A 19,518-nucleotide genomic window follows, 5' to 3' on the forward strand; every position below is an offset into this window, starting at 1 on the left:
CGCGTCGTTCCCGCTCCTACCTTGTCGTTCCCGCGCAGGCGGGAACCCAAGTTGCTCGTTTAGCAAAGAGCACTTGGGTTGCCGCCTGCGCGGGAACGACGGAGCTGGCGAAATTGGCTAATACAGTACCTTGGACCCCATGCCCGACTTCGAAAACAAAATCTGCACCCGCCCCGACCTCGCCGCCCGCGTCGCCGCCCTCCCCAAACCGGTGGTGCTGACCAACGGCGTGTTCGACATCCTGCACCGCGGCCATGTGACCTACCTGGCGCAGGCGCGCGCGCTGGGCGCCTCGCTGGTGGTCGCCGCCAACACCGATGCCTCGGTCAAGCGCCTCGGCAAAGGCGACGACCGTCCCCTCAACAACGCCGCCGACCGCATGGCCGTGCTGGCCGCGCTGGAATCGGTCAGCCTGGTGGTCGACTTCGACGAAGACACCGCCCTCGAGGTGGTGCTCGAAGCGCGCCCCGAGATCTATGCCAAGGGCGGCGACTACGACATGCAGGCCATCCCCGAAGGCCGGGCCGTGCTGGCCTACGGCGGCCGGGCGGTCGCCATCGATTTCGAACACGACCGCTCGACCACCAAGCTGCTGTCGAAAATCCGCACGTAAGCAAGGAGCCTCGCATGGGTGGAAACGCCATGAAACACGTCGGCGTCACCCGCCAGCCGGCCGCCGCTTACCAGGCCATCACCGCCGCCGTCATCGACAGGCTGCGCGCGCTGTTTCCCGGCATCGGCTGCCAGCCGATCCTCGCCTACGGCAGCAAGGAGTCCTTCGGCGACAGCGACATCCTGATCGAATCGACCCGCCTGCCGCCCGACTGGATCGAGGAGGTCAGGGCAGCCTTTGCGCCGCAGGACCTGATCGTCAACGGCGCTGTGGTCTCGTTCGATTTCCGCGCGATGCAGATCGACCTGATCGCCACCCCCGCCGACGAAATGGCGTTTGCCGCCTCCTACTACGCCTTCAACGACCTGGGCAACCTGATGGGCCGCATCGCCCATAAAATGGGCCTCAAGTACGGCCACGACGGCCTGTGGACGCTCTTGCGCGACAAGGACCAGGTGTTCGCCGAGATCCTGATCACGCGCGACGTCGCCAAAACCTTCGCCCTGCTCGGCTACGACCACGCGCGCTACCTGCAAGGCTTCGACACCCTCGGCGACGTGTTCGCATTCGCCGCCTCGACCCCGTATTTTCACCGCCAGATCTACCTGCTCGACAACCGCAACGCCGCCAGCCGCGTGCGCGATGCCAAGCGGCCTTCGTACACCGCGTTCCTGAAATGGATCGACGACAAACCGGAACTGGACCGCTACCACTGGTCGGCCTGGGATGGCGGACGCGCGTCGCCCGAACGCGATGCCGAACGGGCCGATTGGGAACAGCGCATTTTTAACGATATCTTCCCCGAGGCGCGTCCCCGCTACCTCGCGGCGATCGACCGGCACGACACCCACAAGCGCGCCAAGCTTGTGTGGAACGGCGCCATCGTGGCCGCGCACACCGGCTACCAGGGCAGGGAACTGGGCGACTTCATGAGCGCTTGCCGCGCCAGCTTCCTGGACGCGCCGCACGATGCGGCGCTGTCGTTCGAGCAGTGGGTGCTCACACTCGGCCCCGGCGACCTCGCCGGCCGCCTGCGCGCGTACCAGGCCAGCTGGCGTTAATCGCGCGCCTGGCCGTCTTCGATTTCCTGCAGCTTGCGGCGCAGTTCTTCGCGCTCCTCATCGCGCAGCGAGGGAATCTCCAGCCACTGCTGGTACAGCAGCGCGACCCAGTCCCAATGGCCGACCTGGGGAATGTGAGGTTCCATCCGTTCGAACTGGCGCACGATATCGGTGGTGCAGGCCGGCTCCTGCGCGGCGATCCAGGCCAGCACGCGGATCGCCGCGCAGGTGCTCCAGTCCATCGGCCCGAACAGGACCGACAGCAGCGCGCGGCGCCGCGCCGATCCTTCCCAGCCGCCGTCGACCTGGCCGGCCACCTGCGCCGCCGCCAGCTGCACGCGCGGCAGCCATGCGAGCGCGCTCACGCCCTGCGGCAGCGGCGGCGGATGCACCATCACCGCCAGCATGTCGCGCACATGGCGCGCGCCGAATCTTGCCGCCGCATGGCTGGCCTGGGCCCAGTTCGCGTGCGGCAGGTAGGGCTGCTGCGCCAGCGCCGCGATGGCATCGCGCACCGCAGCGTCGGGCGCCGCCAGGGCCGGACGCGGCACGCTGCCGTCGTATGCCCACAGCGGATAATCGACCGGCGCCAGCGCCAGGCGCGGGTCGACCGCCGGCAGGGCGCCGCTGTCCATCTCCAGCCGCGCCAGCCGATTGTGCGCCGCCAATTCCAGCGCGAGCGCCAGCTGGTTGCTGGGCGCTTCCAGCGAACTGACGCCGATCCTGATCGTGCGCGCTTGGCCGCCGTCGTTTTTCAGCCAGTCCTCGCGCAGCTGGCGCAGCAGGTTGGCGGTGGCGTCCGACGATTGCGGCAGCCGTCCGCGCTCGCGAAATACCAGCTGGTGCGCGCGGTTGTCGCCGCCGCGCATCGCTTCCCACAAGCGCGCCATCCACGCTTCGTCGCCATCGAGCTTGTAGCGGCAGTACCATGCCGAGGCCTGCGCCCACGCCTGTTCGCCCTCGCAGGCCAGCACGGCGTCGTACCAGGCCAGCGCCTTTTGCCAGTCGCCTTCCTCGAAACGGGTGTCGCCCGCTTCCAGCCTGGGCGTGATGTCGGCCGGGTCGAAGCTGCCGGCGCGGACGAACGCCTGCTCGGATTCGTCGTAGCGCCCCATGCAGCGCAGCAGCAGCCCGATGGCGCTGGCCTGCTCGGCGGAGGCGGCCTTGCCGATCGGCCCCGTGACCGCCAGCGCGGCCTCGAAATTGCCGGCCTTGCGGTGCAGGCCGGCGCGCACCAGCAGCAGCAGCGGCGATGCCGCATACGCGGCGCTGGCGCGGTCCGCCACGCGCGCCCAGCGCTCCACAAAGCGCACGGTAGCGGCCGGGGATTCGTGGGCTTCTTCGACGCTGTTGAGCACCGTCGCCAGCAATTGCATCACGGTCGCTTGGTCGACGCCGGCCAGCGCGCCTTCCTGCTCGACCCAGTCGAGCGCCCAGGCGTGCAGCCAGGCCGCGCTGCGCTGCGCACGCGCGACCTGCAGCAGCAGGTCGACCGCCTCCATCGTCTTGCCCTGGCGCTGCCAGAACCAGGCGCGCAAGGCTTCGCTGTGGGCAAAGCGCTGCTCGCCGGCCGGCAGTAGAAGGTCGACATCGCCGCCGGCCGCATCCAGATAGCGCGCGGCCAGGGCCTGCCACGCGGCGCGGCGCGGATCGGCCGCCAGCAGGCTGGCCAGATGCGCCGCTCCGTGCGCGAGATCGGCGCCGCTGTCGAGGCTCGTGCGGGCGAGGAACAGATGGAATTCGGGCGTGCCTTCGCGCAGGACCGGCGCCTGGCCTGCGGCGGGATCAATGCCGGCGGTGGCTGGCGCCGGCAAGCTTGCCTGCGCCTGCGCGGCGTCTTCCTGCTTGCCCGGCGCCTGGCCGGTGAGCTTTTTAAACCAATTCATGTTGTCGGGTCCTGCTGTCGATGGGGCGCGCCGGCGCGCCGGTTGTTTACCGCTGGCGATATCTTATAGAATACCTGCGAACCGACTCCACTTTCCCGCTACCATGAAGATATCGACATCTGTTTTTTTCGGCGTCATCTCCTTGTGTCTTGCCAGCGCGTCCAGCGCTGCCGACCTGCCCGACCTCGAAGCCGGCCTTGCCAGCGCCATGAAATACGACAAGGCGGCCGAAAAGCGCGCCGGCACCTCCGGCAAGGCGATCCAGGCGTACATGAAAGCCGGCTACGTCAACCCGCGTCCGAACATGCGTGCCGATTACAACGATTACTACCTGGTCAATAAACCGGCCACCTTCCTTGGTTATCCGCTGGTCGTGATCGAAGAAGAGTACATGACGCGCTATGTCGGTTGCTGCGTGAGTGAAGGGCTGGGGGTGACGGTCAGCGTGACAGGCAACACCGCAGCGCTGCAAAAATTCGCCAAGCTTAATTACTGCAGGGTGGAAGAGAAAACCGACCCCGGCGCCGAACTGCAAGAACTGGGCATCAAGAATGCGCTGCCCAAAGGGCGCTATGCGAGCCTGAGCTGTCGCGACCGCGACGCCTTGAGCTACGACGCAAAATGAGCGGTCCGGCGGCAGCGGGCGCTCAATCCGGCGGGCCAGACAGCGTCTTGCGCGACCGCGCCAATGCCGCCGCCATGCTGCGCGCGCTTGGCGCCAGCGAACGCCTGCTGCGTCACCTGCAACTGGTCGGGGAAGCGGCCGATGCGCTCATGGCCGTCTACAGCGGCCTGCAATTGCACTTCGACGCGCGCCTGATCGAGCTTGGGGTGGCGCTGCACGATGCCGGTAAAATCGTCCATCCCGAAGAACTCGACGGACCCGGATCGCGCCACGAGCCGGCCGGCCAGGCCCTGATGCTGGCCAACGGCGTGCCGCCGGCGCTGGCGCGCTGCTGCGTCTCGCACGCGGCATGGCAGGACCCGGGGAACTCGTTCGAGGAATTGTCGGTCGCGCTGGCCGACAAGCTATGGAAGGGCAAGCGCGAAGAAGCGCTGGAACTGCTGGTGATCGACATGGCCGCCGCCCAGCGCGGCCAGGCGCGCTGGGACGTGTTCACCACGCTCGATTCGGCGTTCGAAGACATTGCCGCCAGCGGCAGCGAACGCCTGCGGCATAGTATCGTCTGACGCAGGTGCGCTGGCTGTCGCAAGACTGCCGGGCCGCGCCCCCTGCAAAAACTCAGCCAGCCCGCTTGCGGCGCGCCATGCCGGCCACCAGGGCCAGGCCGGCCAACATCATCCCGTAGGTCGCCGGTTCCGGCACCGGGCTGGTCGCTGGCGTGTTGTCGAGCGCATTGACTTCGGACCACAAGCCGATCGACAGCTTCAGATTGTACGCCGTCGCGGCCGTGTTATCGAACATGATCCACAAGCGTTCGCTTGTCGAGTACGAGAGGCCGCTGTCGTCCGAGATCGAGAACTTGAACTCGGTGCTGGAATTCGGGTACCAGCTCGACAGGAGGCCGTCGAAGCCCATGCTGGCCATGACCTTGGAGCTTTCTGCCATTAACTCTGTGCTTTTGATCGATCTTGCTACACTGGCATTGACGTCGGCAAAGAACTTCACTTGCGTGCCGGGCGAGAGGACGAATTCTTCGATCATCATGGAACTCGACGCGATCGCCGTGCGGCCATGGCCGGCAAGACGCGTGGTCGACGCGTCTGCGCGCAGGTCCAGGCTCTGGAAATCGGTGCCGCTGACGGTCGACGCCACGGTGGTCCCGGGGACGGCAATGTTGACGTCGAGCGGGCGGCTATACAGCGAGCGCGTCCTGTCCTTGTCGATTTCCTGCACTTGCTCGGGGCCGCTCTGGCGGAAATCGCCATACGCGGTCGTGCCCTGCGGATGGGGGTAGCCGGGCTTGACGATCGAGAGCGATGGTGCAATGCCGTCGTTCGGCAGCAGGTCCACCAGCGTGTACGAGAAATTGTTCAATGTGCCCGATGCGCTCACTTGCGCGCTGGCGGACAGCGGGACGGCGAGCGTTGCGCTCAATGCCAGCGTGGCAAAAATTGTCTTCATGGATATCCTGGGTTCATGTTAAGTGTGTCTTGCATGGAAAGCGGCAAAACCAGTGCTGCCGGCAGCCGCATCCAGCGATAGGCCGCACCGGCCGCGCCAGCGGCTGGCCGACGGTTATTGGTCCTGGGCCTTGCGGCGGCGGACTGCTCCTGCGACCAGGGCCAGTCCGGCCGCCAGCATGGCCGTTGTGGCCGGCTCGGGCACGGCGCTTGCTGCCTGCGCGTCATACGCGGATTGCAGGGACGAGCCCGTGAAGATTTCCAGATGCAGCTTCGCCGCAGACGCCGAGCTGTTGCCGAGCGTGAGCGACATGCGTTCACTGGCGGACATCGTCGCCGGAGGAGCATCGGCGAAAGACAGGTTCGATGCGGCCAGATTGATCGATGTCGAATCGTAGCCAAACCCATCGCTTCTCAGCATGAAGGAAGCTTCCGCGTTTGCCAAATCGCGGTACGCGCTGCCTTTCGGTTCCGTGGTCGTGGCGCTGCCGTTGAAGTCTGCGAAAAACGACACCTGCGTTCCGGGCGACAGCACAAATTCGAGGATTTCGGAACGGGCGTACGTGGAGGCCGAGCGGAATGCCTCAGGGGCGCCGGTCGTGGACACATTTGTGTGGAATTGCAATGCGCCGAAATTGGACCCCGTCACGCTGGCGTTTGCGGCGCCGGCAGGTGCGCCGAGCTTCACGTCGAGGTTGCGGTTATAGCGCGTCGTTATTTGCGTGCGGCTGTCTTCGAACTCCGGTTCGTTCGTACGCCTTTGCATGATCGAACCGTAGACACTGGAGCCGCCGGCATACCCGACGGGCGCGACGATGCTGAGCGACGGCGTGATGCCATCATCGGGCAACAGGTCGATCAGGGTGTACGAAAAATTGGTCAGGCTGGCTTCGGCGTGAACCTGTGCGTGGGCCAACAGCGGTGACGCCAGCGTGGCTGCGAAGAGCACGCCTACGGCGAATTTATTCATGGATGGGCCTTGAAGGAATTGCAAGATTATCGGAAATGACAATATAGCAGCGCCCTGCGCGCACACACGAATTTGTTGCAAATTTTACACATTATCACGTGCATCCGACGCCAGGCCGCGATGCCGCCGACCCGCTCGGCGCCAGGCGCCGGGGCCATCGAACCGGCGCAGCGTGGCTGCCCACGGCTTACGTCAGGCGCCGCACCGACTCCCGCACCACCAGGCTCAATGCCGGCGGCGTCACCTTCACTTCGTCACGCCCGATCATCCCCAGCATCATGCTGCCGATGCAGGAGCCGACGTCGTACAGCGGCTGGCGCACGGTCGTCAACGGCGGGGTGGTGTACATCGAACTATGCAGGTCGTCGAAACCGATGATGGAGACGTCTTCCGGCACCCGGATGCTGCGCCGGTACAAGGCCAGGCGCGCGCCGTAGGCGGACAGGTCGTTGGCCGCGAAGATGGCCGAAAAGCGCGCTCCCGAGGTGAGCAGCTGGTTGACCGCCTGCAGCCCGCCCGATTCCTGGAAGTCGCCCGCCACGATCAGGTCGGGATCGGGCTCGATGCGGTGTTTCGCCAGGGTGTCGCGGTAGCCGGCCAGGCGCGCGTGCGCGTCTTCCTGGTCGTCCGAACCGCGAATGAAGGCGATGCGCCGGTGGCCCTGTTCGATCAGCAGTTCCATCGCCTCGCAGGCGGCGCCGTAATTGTCGAGGAAAAAACCGAAAACCCGCTCGCCTTCGAGCTTGCGCCCGAACGCGACGATCGGCACGCGCTGCGAAAAATCGAGGATCTGGGTGTCGCTCATGTTCCCGGTCAGGATCACCACGCCGTCCACACGGCGTCCGATCAGCAGTTCGACCCGCTCGGCTTCTTCAAGCGCGTGCCAGTGCCCGCTCATGATCAGGAGCGCATAGCCGGCCGCCTTGACCGCGTCTTCGATGCCGACCATGGCGTCGTTGAAATAGCCCGACACCAGCGACTGCGTCAGCACGCCGATGGTGCGCGTGCTGCCCATTTTCAGGCCCTGCGCCACCAGGTTCGGCTTGTAGTTCAGGCGTTCGATGGCGTCTTCGATGCTGCGCCGCTTGGCGTCCGAGACCCTGGCCGTGCCGTTCATGAAGCGCGATGCCGTGGCCGGCGACACGCCGGCGGCGTGCGCCACCTGGTGCAGGGTGACCGCACCGCTGTCGTTATTTCTCATCGTGTGATTCTCGTCGTGTGATTCTCGTGTTCCGATGCCGATTCATCGTCGTTGACACAGGTGTTCGACCAGCGCGCGGTGCGGCGGCAGGTCCGCCAGCGCGTGGCTTGCCAGTTTGGCGATCATGGCAAATTCGGCAGCCGCTTCCTCGCGCCGCGCCGGATGGCAGGCGCTCGGGTGCAGGCTGGTGGCGAACTCCATCCCGTACAGCACATATTGCCAGCTCGACGTCGGATACATTTCGACGTCGGCCACGAAGTCGAGCCGGTGCGGCGCGCGGCAGCGCCACATGGCCAGCTTGTCGCGCAGGGACTGGGGAATCGAGCGCGGGTCGGTATTGTCGGTCCAGAAGGCCGAATCGGTGCGCTGGCTCAGGCAGTAGTGCAGCTTGATGAAGTCCACCACGCGCTCGTAGCGCTCGCGCATCAGGCGGTTGTACTGGGCCGCCACCGGCGCGGTGTCGCCGTTAAAGGGGAACAGGTGGCCGATCAGGTAGGCCGCCGTTTCGATCAGGCCGATGCCGGACGATTCGAGCGGCTCCAGGAAGCCGCCCGACAGCCCGACCGCCACGCAGTTCTTCACCCACTGCACCTCGCGGTAGCCGATATTGAGTTTCAGCTGGCGCGGCGCGAGGCCGTCGGCGGCGGCGCCGATGTACCGGCGCAGCACCTGCTCGGCGCGTTCGTCGGTCGTGTGGCGGCTCGAATACACGTAGCCGATGCCGCGCCGCCGCTGCAGGCCGATGTCCCAGGTCCATCCCGCTTCGTGCGCGGTGGAGATGGTGTACGAGGGGATCAAGGTATCGGGCGCGGGGTAGGGCACCTGCAGCGCCAGCGCGCGGTCGACGAACAGCACGTCGTCCATCTTGCGGAACGGCGAGCCGAGCGCCTCGCCGATCAGCGCGGCCCGGAAACCGGTGCAGTCCACGAACAGGTCCGCGCCCAGCGCGCCGTGTTCGCGCGTGTGCACGCAGGCGATCGCGCCGCCGGCATCGAGTTCGACCCGTTCCACATTGGCCTGTACATGGCGCACGCCGAGCGAACGGCCATGCTCGGCCAGCAGGGCGGCGAAGCGCCCGGCGTCGAAGTGGTAGGCGTAGTTCATCGGCCCGGAATAATCGGCGTCGGCCAGGCGCTTGGGCCCGTGCGCGGCGTCGGCCACGCGCTTTTGCATGGTCGCCGCCTGGGCGAAAGCAACCCCGGCGCCGGCCGTGCCCTGCAGCCAGTGCGGCAGCAGTTCCGGTCCGCCCTGGCGCTGGCTCGGCTGGCTGAAGGGATGGAAGTAGTGGTCCGCTCCGGGCGCGCCGGCAGGGCGCACCCAGTCGTTGAAGCGCACGCCCTGCTTGAAGGTGGCCTCGCAGTCGCGCACGAAGCGCGCTTCGTCGATGCCGATCGCGGCCAGGGTCGACCGGATCGACGGAAAAGTGCCCTCGCCGACACCGATGATGCCGATCTCGGGCGACTCGACCAGGGTGATGCTCACGCCGCTCGCGCCGGCGCTCGCCGCGCCTACGCTGGCCGCGCCTACGCCGGCTGCACCTACGCCGGCCGCGCCTACGCCGGCCGCACCCAGGGTGCGCGCCAGGTAGCAGGCGGTGAGCCAGCCGGCGGTCCCGCCGCCGACGATCAACACGTTATGAAACGCTTTCATGAATTGCCCCTTTTTGTGGCGGAGTGTGGCGAATATGACAAAAAGAACCGCACCAGAATATTTCATTTGACTTTGGATTGCACCGAAATGTACCATGAAATCGTTTTCAAGTCTGATGAAAACGTTTTCTCGCCCAGCCAAGTTTTGAACAACAAAAATCGGATCATTCCGAATGGAGACTGCATGAAACCTACCGCCACCCAGGCGTTTCGCCGCGCTCGCGCCCCAATTCAACTCGCCATCCTGACATTGCTCGCAGGCATCAGCGCGGCAAATGCCCAGGAAACGGCGCAAGCCCCGGCAGCGCCTGCGGTCAGCAAGAACGTCGCCAGCGCCGACTCGAACGTGATTCCCGAAGTCGTGGTCACCGCGACCAAGCGTTCGACCCCGCTGCAAAAAACCCCGATCGCGATCACCGCGATCAACGCCGCATCGCTGCAGGACAACCACGTACAGACGATCCAGGACGTGGTCAACCTGGTGCCGGGCTTCCAGGCCACCGGCCAGGGCGACCATGGCGTCATCACCATGACCCTGCGCGGCATCGGCAACGACAGCGCCAAGACCGAATACGCCGATCCCGAAGTGGCCAGCTTCATCGACGGCATCTACTCGCCGCGTCCGGAAGGCGCCACTTCGCTGCTGTTCGACCTGGAAGCGATCGAAGTGCTGCGCGGCCCGCAAGGCACCCTGTGGGGCCGCAACTCCACCGTCGGCGCGGTCAACATGCAGACCACCAAGCCGGTGCTCGGCGAGCGTTCGGGCAATATCGAAGCGGGCATGGGCGACTACAAGCGCCTCGGTACGCGCGGCGCCTTCAACATTCCGCTCGGCGAAACCGCCGCCCTGCGCATCGCCGCCGTGCACGAACAGCACGAAGGCTACGTCGACTACCAGAAGCTGCCGAGGATTTCGGTGGCCGACCAGCGCGCCGCCTTCAAGGCCGGCGGCGGCAAGGACAGCGACTTCCGTCCGATCAATCCGAACCTGTTCATCGCCAACGGCCCGCAATACGGCGCCCAGGACCAGACCGCGGTGCGCCTGTCCCTGCTGTGGAACATCCGGCCCGACGTGAAGTGGAACGTCTCGTACGAAAAATACGCCGACCGCGGTACCCCGAGCATGAACCTGCTGCAAACCCCGCGCGCCGGCACCGACCTGTGGTCGACCCTGGCCGACGTGGCGCCGATGGTCAAGCGCGATTCGGACGCGATCCGCTCGCGCCTCGAATACACCATCAACGATTCGCTGGCGCTGCACTACATCGCCGGCGTGGCGCGCTTCTCCGGTGCGTCGACCTTCGACCAGGATGGCGGCGTGGAGATTCCGACCAGCTTCGCCACCGGCGCCAAATACCAGGCCAACAACACCGTCGCCTCGCACTACAAGAACCACAGCCACGAACTCGAACTGCAATCGCTGGGCAAGAAGACCGTCGACTGGCAGCTCGGCCTGTACTACGCGGCCGAAAAGAACGACATGCGCTTCGATATCCCGATCTTCAACGGCACGCAGGAGGGCACGGTCAACTGGCAGGGTTCCTTCATCCAGCCGAAGCAGACCGTCGATTCGACCGCCGCCTTCGGCCAGGCCACCTGGAACATCAGCGACAAGCTGCACCTGACCGGCGGCCTGCGCTACACCAAGGACAAGCGCACCAACCAGGGCGGCAACGGCTATACCTGGGACAGCAAGGCCGACGTGCCGCAAGTGCCGGTCAGCCCATCGATCGACCCGCGCCTTCCGGGCCAGGGCTTCGTGCCGAACAATCCATCTAACGACGGCGTCTACCACGGCAGCAAGACCACCGGCCTGGTACGGGTGAACTATGACCTCGACCGCAGCAACATGCTCTACGCCAGCGTCTCGACCGGCTACAAGTCGGGCGGCCTGCAGGATGGCGGCCGTCCGTACGGCGCCGAAACCCTGACCAACTATGAAATCGGCAGCAAGAGCACCCTGATGGGCGGCATGGTCAAGGTGAACAACGCGATCTACTATTCGGACTTCAAGGACTTCCAGTTCAGCGCTCCGGTCAGCAATCCGGACGGCACCCGCGGGCTGGCCACCAACAATGCCGACGGCGCCACCGTGTTCGGCGTGGAGTCGGAAATCGCCGCCAAGCTCACGCGCGACGACAAGCTGCAGCTGACCCTGGCCTACACCCGCGCCAAGCTGGGCAATCTGATTGGCGGCAGCAACGACTACACTCTGCCGGTCTGCAACATCCCGGGCATCGGCAACTGCCTGGACGTGAGCGGCAACACCATGCCGCACGCGCCGAAGTTCTCGATGCAGCTGCAGTACCAGCACAGCTTCGAACTGGCCGGCGGCGCCACGCTGGTGCCGCGTATCTCGACCCACTACGAAACCGCGTCCTGGCTGAGCGTGTTCAACCTGGGCGAGGGCGACCGCCAGAAAGCCTACACCCGCACCGACCTGGGCCTGCGCTACACCAGCAACAAGTGGTGGGTCGATGCCTTCGTGCGTAACGTGGCCGACAAAAACATCAAGACCAGCGCAGCGAACGGCTTCAATTCCATCTGGGTGGCGCAGTACCTGCCGCCGCGCACCTTCGGCTTTAACACCGGCGTCGACTTCTAAGTCCCGCCATCCTGTCCGCTTCCTCCGGGGAGCGGATCAAGGCGCGGCGTGCCTGCATGGGCGCCGCGCGTCCCGTCATCGCCCCACCGATATCGAGCTCTACCATGAACCAATCCAATCAATTTCCCGCCGACTTTACGTGGGGAGTCGCGACCAGCGCCTTCCAGATCGAGGGCGGCTCCGCAGCTGATGGCAAGGGGCCATCGATCTGGGATACGTTCTGCCTCAACCCGAACAATATCAAGGACCGGAGCGACGGCACGGTCGCCTGCGACCATTACCACCGCTACCGCGAAGACGTGGGCCTGATCTCGTCGCTGAACGTGGACGCCTACCGCTTCTCGATGGCCTGGGCGCGCGTGCAGCCGAGCGGCAAGGGCGCCTGGAACGAAGCCGGCTTCGGTTTCTACGACCGCCTGCTCGACGAACTGGCCGCCAAGGACCTCAAGGCCCACCTGACCCTGTACCACTGGGACCTGCCGCAGGGCTTGCAGGACGATGGCGGCTGGATGAATCGCGACACCGCCTACCGCTTCGCCGACTACGCGCAGGAGGTGGCGCGCCGCTTCGGCAACCGGATCGACGCCATCGCCACCCATAACGAACCGTGGTGCACCGCCAATCTCGGTTACGGCAACTCGCAGTTCGCGCCCGGCGTGAGCGACGCCAGGCAGGCCATCCAGGTTTCGCACCACCTGCTGCTCTCGCACGGCCTGGCCATGAACGCCATGCGCACCGCCGCCACCTCGGCGCGGCTGGGCATCGTGCTGAACCAGTGGACGGCCGATCCGGCCACCGATTCCGAGGCCGACCGCAATCTGGCCGAACTCGAATACGCGCGCTCGGTGCAGTGGTTCATGGACCCGATCTTCAAGGGCCGCTACCCGGAACTGGCGCTGCGCGCGCACGGCGAGATGGCGCCCGTGGTGCACGACGGCGACATGGCGATCATCGCCCAGCCGATCGACTTCCTCGGCGTGAACTACTACTTCCGCTCTTTCTGCAGCGCCGAAACGCCGCCGCGCACGCCGCCCGGCAAGCTCGGTTTCACCGACATGGGCTGGGAAATCTATCCGCAGGGCCTGACCGAACTGCTGGTCAAGCTCAATGCCGAATACATGCTGCCGCCGATTTACATCACCGAGAACGGCATGGCCAATCCGGATACCGTCGACGACGGCAAGGTCGCCGATCCGGAGCGCATCGCCTACGTGCAGATGCACCTGGACGCGCTCAAGGCGGCCATGGAGCAGGGCGTCGACGTGCGCGGCTACTTCCTCTGGAGCTTGCTCGACAACTTCGAATGGAATTCGGGCTACGCCAAGCGCTTCGGCATCGTCCATGTCGATTACGCGACCCAGGAACGCACGCTCAAGAACAGCGCCATCTGGTACCGCGATGTCGTGACCGCCCAGCGCCAGCGCTGATCGACCGCTGTTCCTTTGCTTTTCCATTGGAGGCAACATGGTTCCTGATTCCTATGCCGACGGTCCGCGCCTGCTGGCCGACATCGGCGGCACCAACGCGCGCTTCGCGCTCGAACACGGCCCCGGGCGGGTGGGCGACGCCCACACCCTGGCCTGCGCCGAGTACGAGCATGTCGACGACGCCGTCCGCGCCTATTTAAACCGGCTGCCTGCGCGCCGCGTGCGCCACGCGGTTATCGCGATCGCCAATCCGGTCGACGGCGACGCCGTCAAGATGACCAATCACCACTGGGCGTTCTCGATCGCCGCCTCGCGCGCCGCGCTCAAGCTCGACACCCTGCTGGTGGTGAACGACTTCGCCGCGCTGGCGATGGCGCTGCCGGCCCTCGGTCCGGCGGACCTGGACAAGATCGGCGGCGGCGCGGCCGCCGGCAGCGGCGTGATCGGCCTGGTGGGCGCCGGCACGGGCCTGGGCGTGGCCGGCCTGGTGCCGGTCGACGGACGCTGGGTGGCGGTCCAGAGCGAAGGCGGCCACGTGGCCTTTTCGCCCTTCGACGAGCGCGAAGTGGCGGTGCTCCAGCATTGCTGGCAGCGTTACGAGCACGTCTCGGCCGAACGCATCGTCTCCGGTCCCGGCATCGTGCTCATTCGCGAAGCGCTGGCCGCGCACCGTGGCCTGCGGGTCGACGCCAGCCTGTCCACCGCCGACATCGTCGAGCGCGGCCTGGCCGGCAGCGACCCGCTTTGCAGCGAAACGCTGGACTGCTTTTCGGGTATGCTGGGCACCGTCGCAGCCAACCTGGCGGTGACGCTGTGCGCACGCGGCGGCCTGTATATCGGCGGCGGCGTGGTGCCGCGCCTGGGCGCCTACTTCGCCCGCTCGCCGTTTCGGGCGCGCTTCGAGAACAAGGGACGCTTTTCCGCCTTTACCTCGCAGATCCCGACGCTGGTCATCACCGCCTCCTATCCGGCCATGCTGGGCGCGGCGGCGATCCTGGCCGGACACCTGGACGGCCAGGCGGCAAGCGCGCCGAAGCCGCGCGCCGTGTCGGCGGCGCCGGCGCCTTTGCCGCCGCCCACTCTTGAAACGGAAAACGACCATGCACGCTTCTAAACCGACCGTCTCGCCCCTGTTGTGGGTGCCGACCGGCTACTTCACGATGGCGCTCGGGTACGTGATGCTGACCTCCGTCACCGCCATCATGTTCAAGAATCTCGGCATGGACAACGGCAAGGCGGCCGAGTATTCGAGCCTGCTGATCCTGGCGTACACGGTCAAGCCGCTGTTCGCGCCCTTCGTCGAGATGTACCGCACCAAGAAGTTCTTCGTGCTGTGCGCGCAGACCCTGATCGGCCTCGGTTTCATCGGCATCGCGCTGGTCATGGCGCTGCCGAACTACATGGCGATCCTGATGGCGCTGTTCTGGGCCATGTCCTTCGTCGGCGCGACCCAGGACATCGCCTGCGACGGCGTGTACGTCACCTCGCTCGACTCGCGCGCGCAGTCGCTGTACTGCGGCATCCAGAGCCTGAGCTGGAACGTGGGTCCGATCGTCGCCGCCGGCGGCATGGTGTACCTGAGCGGCTGGCTGCACGTGAACGTGTTCCATCACGACGCCGCCGTCTTCGGCCCGAACTGGATCGACGCCTGGCGCATCATCTTCTTCCTGGTGGGCGGACTGACGGTGCTGATGGCGTTCTGGCATGCGCGCTTCATGCCCGACGGCGCGCGCGCCGAGAACACGCCGGCCAGCGTCAAGGCGGCGGGAGCGATCCTGATGGACTCCTTCGTCACCCTGTTCCAGAAGCGCGGCGTGTGGCGCATGCTGGCGTTCGCGTTCCTGTTCCGCCTCAGTATCGGCTTCCTCGAAAAGATCGGACCGTTCTTCATGGTCGACCCGGCCGGCAAGGGCGGCCTGGGACTGACCAACGAAAAGCTGGGCGTCATCTACGGCACCTACGGCCTGGCCGCGGTGCTGCTCGGGTCCCTGCTGGGCGGCTGGTACGTGGCGCGCAAGGGACTGAAGTCGACCCTGTTCGTGCTGTGCTGCGCGGTGAATATCCCGAACGTCACCTTCCTGATCATGGCCGTCTACCTGCCGACGAACCTGTACCTGATCACGGCCGGCGTGATGATCGAGAAGTTCTTCTTCGGCTTCGGCGCGGTCGGCTTCATGATCTACCTGATGCAGCAGCTGGCGCCGGGCAAGTACACCACCACGCACTACGCCTTCGGCACCGGCATCATGGGCCTGTGCGGCCTGGTGACGGGCGCGGTCAGCGGCCACCTGCAGGAGTGGATGGGCTACGTCAACTACTTCATCTTCGTGATGGTCGCCACGATCCCCTCGTTCATCGCCACCTGGTGCGCGCCGTTCTATATCGACGAAGCGGCCGCCAACGACCCGAAAGCCGCGCAGGCGGTACCGGCATGAGGCGCGCGCCGGCCTGCCTGTGGTTGATCGTGCTGGCGGCCGGCGCAAATGCCGGCGCCGCTCCCGGCGCGATCCGCGTCAACCAGATTGGCTTCGCGCCGCAGGCGCACAAGGTGGCGCTGCTGCCGGCGGGCGCCAGCGCCGAGGTGGAGGTGATCGACGCCGCCAGCGGCAAGGTCGCCTGGCGCGGGCGCGCCGCTCCCGCCGCCGTCTGGAAGGAGTCGGGAGAGTCGGTGATGCTGGCCGATTTTTCGGCCCTGGCCAGGCCCGGCGAGTACCGCATCCGCGCCGCCGGCGCCGCCCCGTCGGAGCGCTTCGCGGTGCGGCGCGGGGTGTATGCGCAGCTCAACGCCGCCGCTCTCAAGGCCTTCTACTTCAACCGCTCCGGCATGGCCCTGGACGCGGCGCACGCCGGCGTGTACGCGCGCGCGGCCGGGCATCCCGACACGCGCGTGCTGGTACACGCTTCGGCGGCGTCCGAGGCGCGCCCGGAAGGCACCGTCATCGCCAGTCCCAAGGGCTGGTACGACGCCGGCGACTACAACAAGTACATCGTCAACTCGGGCATCTCGACCTACACCCTGCTGGCCGCCTTCGAGCACTTTCCGGACTACTTTGCGCGCAGGCGCGGCGCCATTCCGGAGAGCGGCAATGCGCTGCCCGACATCCTCGACGAAGCGCTGTGGAACCTGGAATGGATGCTGACCATGCAGGACCCGCACGACGGCGGCGTGTACAACAAGCTGACCAACCTGCGTTTCGACGGCATCGTCATGCCGGACCAGGCCAGCGGCGAACCGCGCTACGTGGTGCGGAAGGGGACCGCGGCCACGCTCGATTTCGCCGCCACCATGGCCGCCGCCAGCCGTGTGCTCAAACCGTACGAAAAGCAGTTGCCCGGTTTGCCGGCGCAGATGCTGCGCGCGGCCGAAGCGGCATGGGAATGGGCGCGCGCCAACCCGGCCGTGGCGTACCGCAATCCGGCCGGCGTGGCGACCGGCGAGTACGGCGACGCCACCTTCGACGACGAATTCGCATGGGCCGCGGCCGAGCTGTATATCAGCAGCGGCAAGGATGGCTATTACGCCGCCATGCAGCCGGCCGGCGTGACTGCCAGCGTGCCGCAGTGGGCCGACGTGCGCGGCCTGGCCTGGATCTCGCTCGCGCACCACCGCAACAGCCTGAGCGCCGTGGCCGACCGCAAGCTGATCGCCGCGCGCATCGACGGCCTGGCCGCGTCGCTGGCCGCCACCTGGCGCGCCTCGGCCTACGGGGTGCCGATGCAGGGCGGAGACTTCGTCTGGGGCAGCAATGCGGTGGCGCTGAACCAGTCGATGATGCTGCTGCAAGCCTACCGTTTGAACGGCAGGCGCGATTACCTCGATGCGGCGCAGGCCGGCCTCGATTACGTTTTGGGGCGCAACGCCACCAGGTATTCCTTCGTGACCGGCTTCGGCGCGCGCCAGGTGATGCACCCGCACCACCGGCCGTCGATGGCCGACAAGGTGGCCGCGCCGGTGCCGGGCTTCCTGGCGGGCGGGCCGCATGCGGGGCAGCAGGACAAGGGCGATTGCAAGGCCGCGTATCCGTCGGCGCTGCCGGCGCTGTCGTACATCGACGACGACTGCAGCTACGCCAGCAACGAAGTGGCGATCAACTGGAATGCGCCGCTGGTGTATGTGTCGGCGGCGCTCGATGTGCTGGGCGGGACGGCGCCGTGAAGCGCGACGACCCGTATGTGATGCTGGCGATGCTGGTGCGCCAGGAGCAGCTGCTGCAGTTCGATGCGTTCGACAGCGACATCGCGCTGGAGATCGGCCTGCGGCTGGTGCGCGCCGCGCGCGCGGCCGACGAGGCGATCACGGTGGACATCACGCGCCACGACCAGCGCCTGTTCCATCACGCCATGAACGGCACGCCGGCCGATCACGCGCACTGGATCTGGCGCAAGAGTAACCTGGTCAAGCGCAGCGGGCACAGTTCCTGTTATGTGCACACGCAGGTGACCATGGGGGGCGGTGCGATTCACGCCATTCCCACGCTCGATGCGCGCCGGTTCGCGGCGCTGGGCGGCGCGTTTCCGCTCACGCTGCGCGGCAGCGGCGTGGTCGGCGCCATCACCGTGGCGGGCCTGCCGGGCGGCGAGGACCACGCGCTGGTGGTGCGGGTGCTGCGCGACTACCTCAGGATCGACGAATCCCTGTAGCTAGTGTCCTGAACCAGAAATTCGTTGAATAAATATGACGACAATCGCACCGGTACTGCGTCGCACATGCTCGCCAGGCCCCGGCCTGTCTGCGCTTTGCTCCTTGTCCCGGTACGATTTCGCCACATTGAATCATCAACGAATTTCCAACTCAGGACACCAAGTACTCGCCCAGAAATAAATGTGTTTTTGGCTGCCGGAACCGGCGCGTTGCTGCGTTGGCTCCTGCTTGCCGTGCCCGCACTGCCGCGCACGCGCCGCCTTGCACCGCATCCGGTTCTGTTTGCCAAAACTCACATGTATTTCCGGTCAAGTACTTAGTCGAACGTCACGCTGCGCTGCTGCGCGTGACTCTGCATCGCCATGCGGATGATCTTGATCACCGCCAGCCCTTCGCGCGCCGTCACCGGCAGGCTCTTGCCGTTGACGATGGCGTCGAACACGCGCTGATAGTATTCCTGGTAAGCGCCGGGCAGCGACCTGGCCGTGCCGGTGACGGCCAGGTCGCCCTTCACGAAACTGATCTGCGCGTGCTGCGACTCGGCCTCCACGCCCCAGCCGGGCGCACCGGGACGCTCGCCGCGCATCAGCGCCGCCTCCTGCGGATCGATTCCGTGCTTGATAAAGCTGCCGGTTTCGCCATGCACGATGAAGCGCGGGCCGGCCTGCAGCACCAGCGAGGCCGCGTGCAGGATCACGCGCCGCGCGCCGTAGCGCATGGTCAGGTGGAAGTAGTCGTCGGACGCGCCGCTGGCCACCGGCCCGCGCTGCACCCCCATGTCGCAATTGACGCAATCGGGATTCCCGAACAGGACCAGCGCCTGGTCGATCAGGTGCGCGCCCAGGTCGTACAGCAGGCCCGAACCGGGCAAGTCCTGTTCGCGCCAGCGCCCGCGCACGCTGGGGCGGTAGCGGTCGAAGTGCGCTTGGTAGGTGTTGATGGGCCCCAGCAGGCCCGATTCGATGGTCTGGCGCAGGGTCAGGAAATCGCTGTCCCAGCGCCGGTTATGGAAGACGCTGAGCAGCAACTGGCGCTCCTCGGCCAGCGCGATCAGCTCCGCGCCATCGTCGAGCGTGATGGTGAACGGCTTTTCCACCACCACGTGCTTGCCGGCCGAAAGCGCCTGCTTCGCCAGCGGCGCATGGCTGGCATTGGCGGTGGCGACCACCACCAGGTCGACCTCGGCGGATGCGATCAGTTCGGACGGCTCGGCCACCACCTGCGCCTCCGGAAAATCGCGCCGCACGCGCTCGCCCTGGCTGGAGCACACGCGGGTCAGGCGCATGCCCGGCACCGAGGCGATCAGGGGCGCCTGGAAGGTGGCGCCGGAAAAGCCGTAGCCGATCAGGCCGACCCGCACTTCGCGTCGTTCGTCCATC

16 protein-coding genes are annotated in these 19,518 nt (G+C 66.4%); 10 read left to right on the plus strand and 6 right to left on the minus strand.

Annotated elements, in window-relative coordinates; translation table 11 throughout:
• Nucleotides 1-139: 139 nt before the first annotated feature.
• Nucleotides 140-613 carry an adenylyltransferase/cytidyltransferase family protein gene (locus EJB06_RS12975; protein ID WP_126074449.1) on the plus strand — a complete coding sequence of 158 codons (474 nt, stop codon included), beginning with the start codon at nt 140-142 and terminating at the stop codon, nt 611-613.
• 29 nt (nt 614-642) lie between these two features.
• Nucleotides 643-1,674, plus strand: coding sequence for a nucleotidyltransferase family protein (locus EJB06_RS12980; protein ID WP_126074450.1), 1,032 nt, complete (start codon nt 643-645; stop codon nt 1,672-1,674).
• Here the strand turns inward: EJB06_RS12980 and EJB06_RS12985 are convergent.
• Nucleotides 1,671-3,560, minus strand: a complete 1,890-nt coding sequence (locus tag EJB06_RS12985) for a tetratricopeptide repeat protein (RefSeq protein WP_126074451.1) — start codon at nt 3,558-3,560, stop codon at nt 1,671-1,673. The genes EJB06_RS12980 and EJB06_RS12985 overlap by 4 nt on opposite strands.
• Nucleotides 3,561-3,702: 142 nt before the next feature.
• Between EJB06_RS12985 and EJB06_RS12990 the strand changes: the two genes are divergently transcribed.
• The gene (locus EJB06_RS12990) at nt 3,703-4,185 is read left to right on the plus strand and encodes a hypothetical protein (RefSeq protein ID WP_126074452.1); all 483 of its coding nucleotides are present in this window, start codon (nt 3,703-3,705) and stop codon (nt 4,183-4,185) included.
• Nucleotides 4,186-4,232: 47 nt separating this feature from the next.
• Complete coding sequence (locus tag EJB06_RS12995; protein WP_198420825.1) at nt 4,233-4,751, plus strand: HD domain-containing protein; 519 nt, start codon at nt 4,233-4,235, stop codon at nt 4,749-4,751.
• 52 nt (nt 4,752-4,803) lie between these two features.
• Here the strand turns inward: EJB06_RS12995 and EJB06_RS32505 are convergent, their stop codons facing one another.
• From EJB06_RS32505 to EJB06_RS13015, 4 genes are all read right to left on the minus strand, one after another.
• On the minus strand, nt 4,804-5,646 hold the full coding sequence (locus EJB06_RS32505; protein WP_229427058.1) for a PEP-CTERM sorting domain-containing protein: 843 nt from the start codon (nt 5,644-5,646) through the stop codon (nt 4,804-4,806).
• Nucleotides 5,647-5,760: 114 nt separating this feature from the next.
• Nucleotides 5,761-6,615: a PEP-CTERM sorting domain-containing protein gene (locus EJB06_RS32510; RefSeq protein WP_229427059.1), complete on the minus strand. Its 855-nt coding sequence runs from the start codon at nt 6,613-6,615 to the stop codon at nt 5,761-5,763.
• A 187-nt stretch (nt 6,616-6,802) separates the two neighbouring features.
• A complete protein-coding gene (locus EJB06_RS13010) occupies nt 6,803-7,816 on the minus strand; it encodes a LacI family DNA-binding transcriptional regulator (RefSeq protein ID WP_126074453.1) in 1,014 nt (337 codons plus the stop codon).
• Between the two features lie 42 nt (nt 7,817-7,858).
• Entirely contained in the window at nt 7,859-9,466 is a 1,608-nt protein-coding gene (locus tag EJB06_RS13015; protein ID WP_126074454.1) for a tryptophan halogenase family protein, read from the minus strand.
• 183 nt (nt 9,467-9,649) lie between these two features.
• Between EJB06_RS13015 and EJB06_RS13020 the strand changes: the two genes are divergently transcribed.
• The 6 genes from EJB06_RS13020 (at nt 9,650) to EJB06_RS13045 (ending at nt 18,138) form a co-directional block, all read left to right on the plus strand.
• Complete coding sequence (locus tag EJB06_RS13020) at nt 9,650-12,070, plus strand: TonB-dependent receptor (protein WP_126074455.1); 2,421 nt, start codon at nt 9,650-9,652, stop codon at nt 12,068-12,070.
• Between the two features lie 104 nt (nt 12,071-12,174).
• Nucleotides 12,175-13,497 carry a GH1 family beta-glucosidase gene (locus tag EJB06_RS13025; protein ID WP_126074456.1) on the plus strand — a complete coding sequence of 441 codons (1,323 nt, stop codon included), beginning with the start codon at nt 12,175-12,177 and terminating at the stop codon, nt 13,495-13,497.
• Nucleotides 13,498-13,534: 37 nt separating this feature from the next.
• The gene (locus EJB06_RS13030; protein WP_126074457.1) at nt 13,535-14,611 is read left to right on the plus strand and encodes a glucokinase; all 1,077 of its coding nucleotides are present in this window, start codon (nt 13,535-13,537) and stop codon (nt 14,609-14,611) included.
• Nucleotides 14,598-15,932, plus strand: a complete 1,335-nt coding sequence (locus EJB06_RS13035) for an MFS transporter (protein WP_126074458.1) — start codon at nt 14,598-14,600, stop codon at nt 15,930-15,932. Before EJB06_RS13030 ends, EJB06_RS13035 begins: the two co-directional genes overlap by 14 nt.
• Nucleotides 15,929-17,653 carry a glycoside hydrolase family 9 protein gene (locus tag EJB06_RS13040; RefSeq protein WP_126074459.1) on the plus strand — a complete coding sequence of 575 codons (1,725 nt, stop codon included), beginning with the start codon at nt 15,929-15,931 and terminating at the stop codon, nt 17,651-17,653. Before EJB06_RS13035 ends, EJB06_RS13040 begins: the two co-directional genes overlap by 4 nt.
• Complete coding sequence (locus tag EJB06_RS13045; protein WP_229427060.1) at nt 17,650-18,138, plus strand: heme-degrading domain-containing protein; 489 nt, start codon at nt 17,650-17,652, stop codon at nt 18,136-18,138. Before EJB06_RS13040 ends, EJB06_RS13045 begins: the two co-directional genes overlap by 4 nt.
• Before the next feature lie 317 nt (nt 18,139-18,455).
• Here the strand turns inward: EJB06_RS13045 and EJB06_RS13050 are convergent, their stop codons facing one another.
• Nucleotides 18,456-19,517 carry an oxidoreductase gene (locus EJB06_RS13050; protein ID WP_126074460.1) on the minus strand — a complete coding sequence of 354 codons (1,062 nt, stop codon included), beginning with the start codon at nt 19,515-19,517 and terminating at the stop codon, nt 18,456-18,458.
• Nucleotide 19,518 lies beyond the last annotated feature (1 nt).

The organism is Massilia atriviolacea (genome assembly GCF_003953935.1).
GTDB lineage: Bacteria > Pseudomonadota > Gammaproteobacteria > Burkholderiales > Burkholderiaceae_D > Telluria_A > Telluria_A atriviolacea.

What these genes read in the sequence shown, in the direction of transcription:
- EJB06_RS13015 (WP_126074454.1), bottom strand. Translation starts at nt 9,466, where the DNA reads ATGAAAGCGTTTCATAACGTGTTGATCGTCGGCGGCGGGACCGCCGGC.
- EJB06_RS12980 (WP_126074450.1), top strand. Translation starts at nt 643, where the DNA reads ATGAAACACGTCGGCGTCACCCGCCAGCCGGCCGCCGCTTACCAGGCC.
- EJB06_RS13050 (WP_126074460.1), bottom strand. Translation starts at nt 19,517, where the DNA reads ATGGACGAACGACGCGAAGTGCGGGTCGGCCTGATCGGCTACGGCTTT.
- EJB06_RS32510 (WP_229427059.1), bottom strand. Translation starts at nt 6,615, where the DNA reads ATGAATAAATTCGCCGTAGGCGTGCTCTTCGCAGCCACGCTGGCGTCA.
- EJB06_RS13010 (WP_126074453.1), bottom strand. Translation starts at nt 7,816, where the DNA reads ATGAGAAATAACGACAGCGGTGCGGTCACCCTGCACCAGGTGGCGCAC.
- EJB06_RS32505 (WP_229427058.1), bottom strand. Translation starts at nt 5,646, where the DNA reads ATGAAGACAATTTTTGCCACGCTGGCATTGAGCGCAACGCTCGCCGTC.
- EJB06_RS13030 (WP_126074457.1), top strand. Translation starts at nt 13,535, where the DNA reads ATGGTTCCTGATTCCTATGCCGACGGTCCGCGCCTGCTGGCCGACATC.
- EJB06_RS13035 (WP_126074458.1), top strand. Translation starts at nt 14,598, where the DNA reads ATGCACGCTTCTAAACCGACCGTCTCGCCCCTGTTGTGGGTGCCGACC.
- EJB06_RS13040 (WP_126074459.1), top strand. Translation starts at nt 15,929, where the DNA reads ATGAGGCGCGCGCCGGCCTGCCTGTGGTTGATCGTGCTGGCGGCCGGC.
- EJB06_RS13020 (WP_126074455.1), top strand. Translation starts at nt 9,650, where the DNA reads ATGAAACCTACCGCCACCCAGGCGTTTCGCCGCGCTCGCGCCCCAATT.
- EJB06_RS13025 (WP_126074456.1), top strand. Translation starts at nt 12,175, where the DNA reads ATGAACCAATCCAATCAATTTCCCGCCGACTTTACGTGGGGAGTCGCG.
- EJB06_RS12975 (WP_126074449.1), top strand. Translation starts at nt 140, where the DNA reads ATGCCCGACTTCGAAAACAAAATCTGCACCCGCCCCGACCTCGCCGCC.
- EJB06_RS12985 (WP_126074451.1), bottom strand. Translation starts at nt 3,560, where the DNA reads ATGAATTGGTTTAAAAAGCTCACCGGCCAGGCGCCGGGCAAGCAGGAA.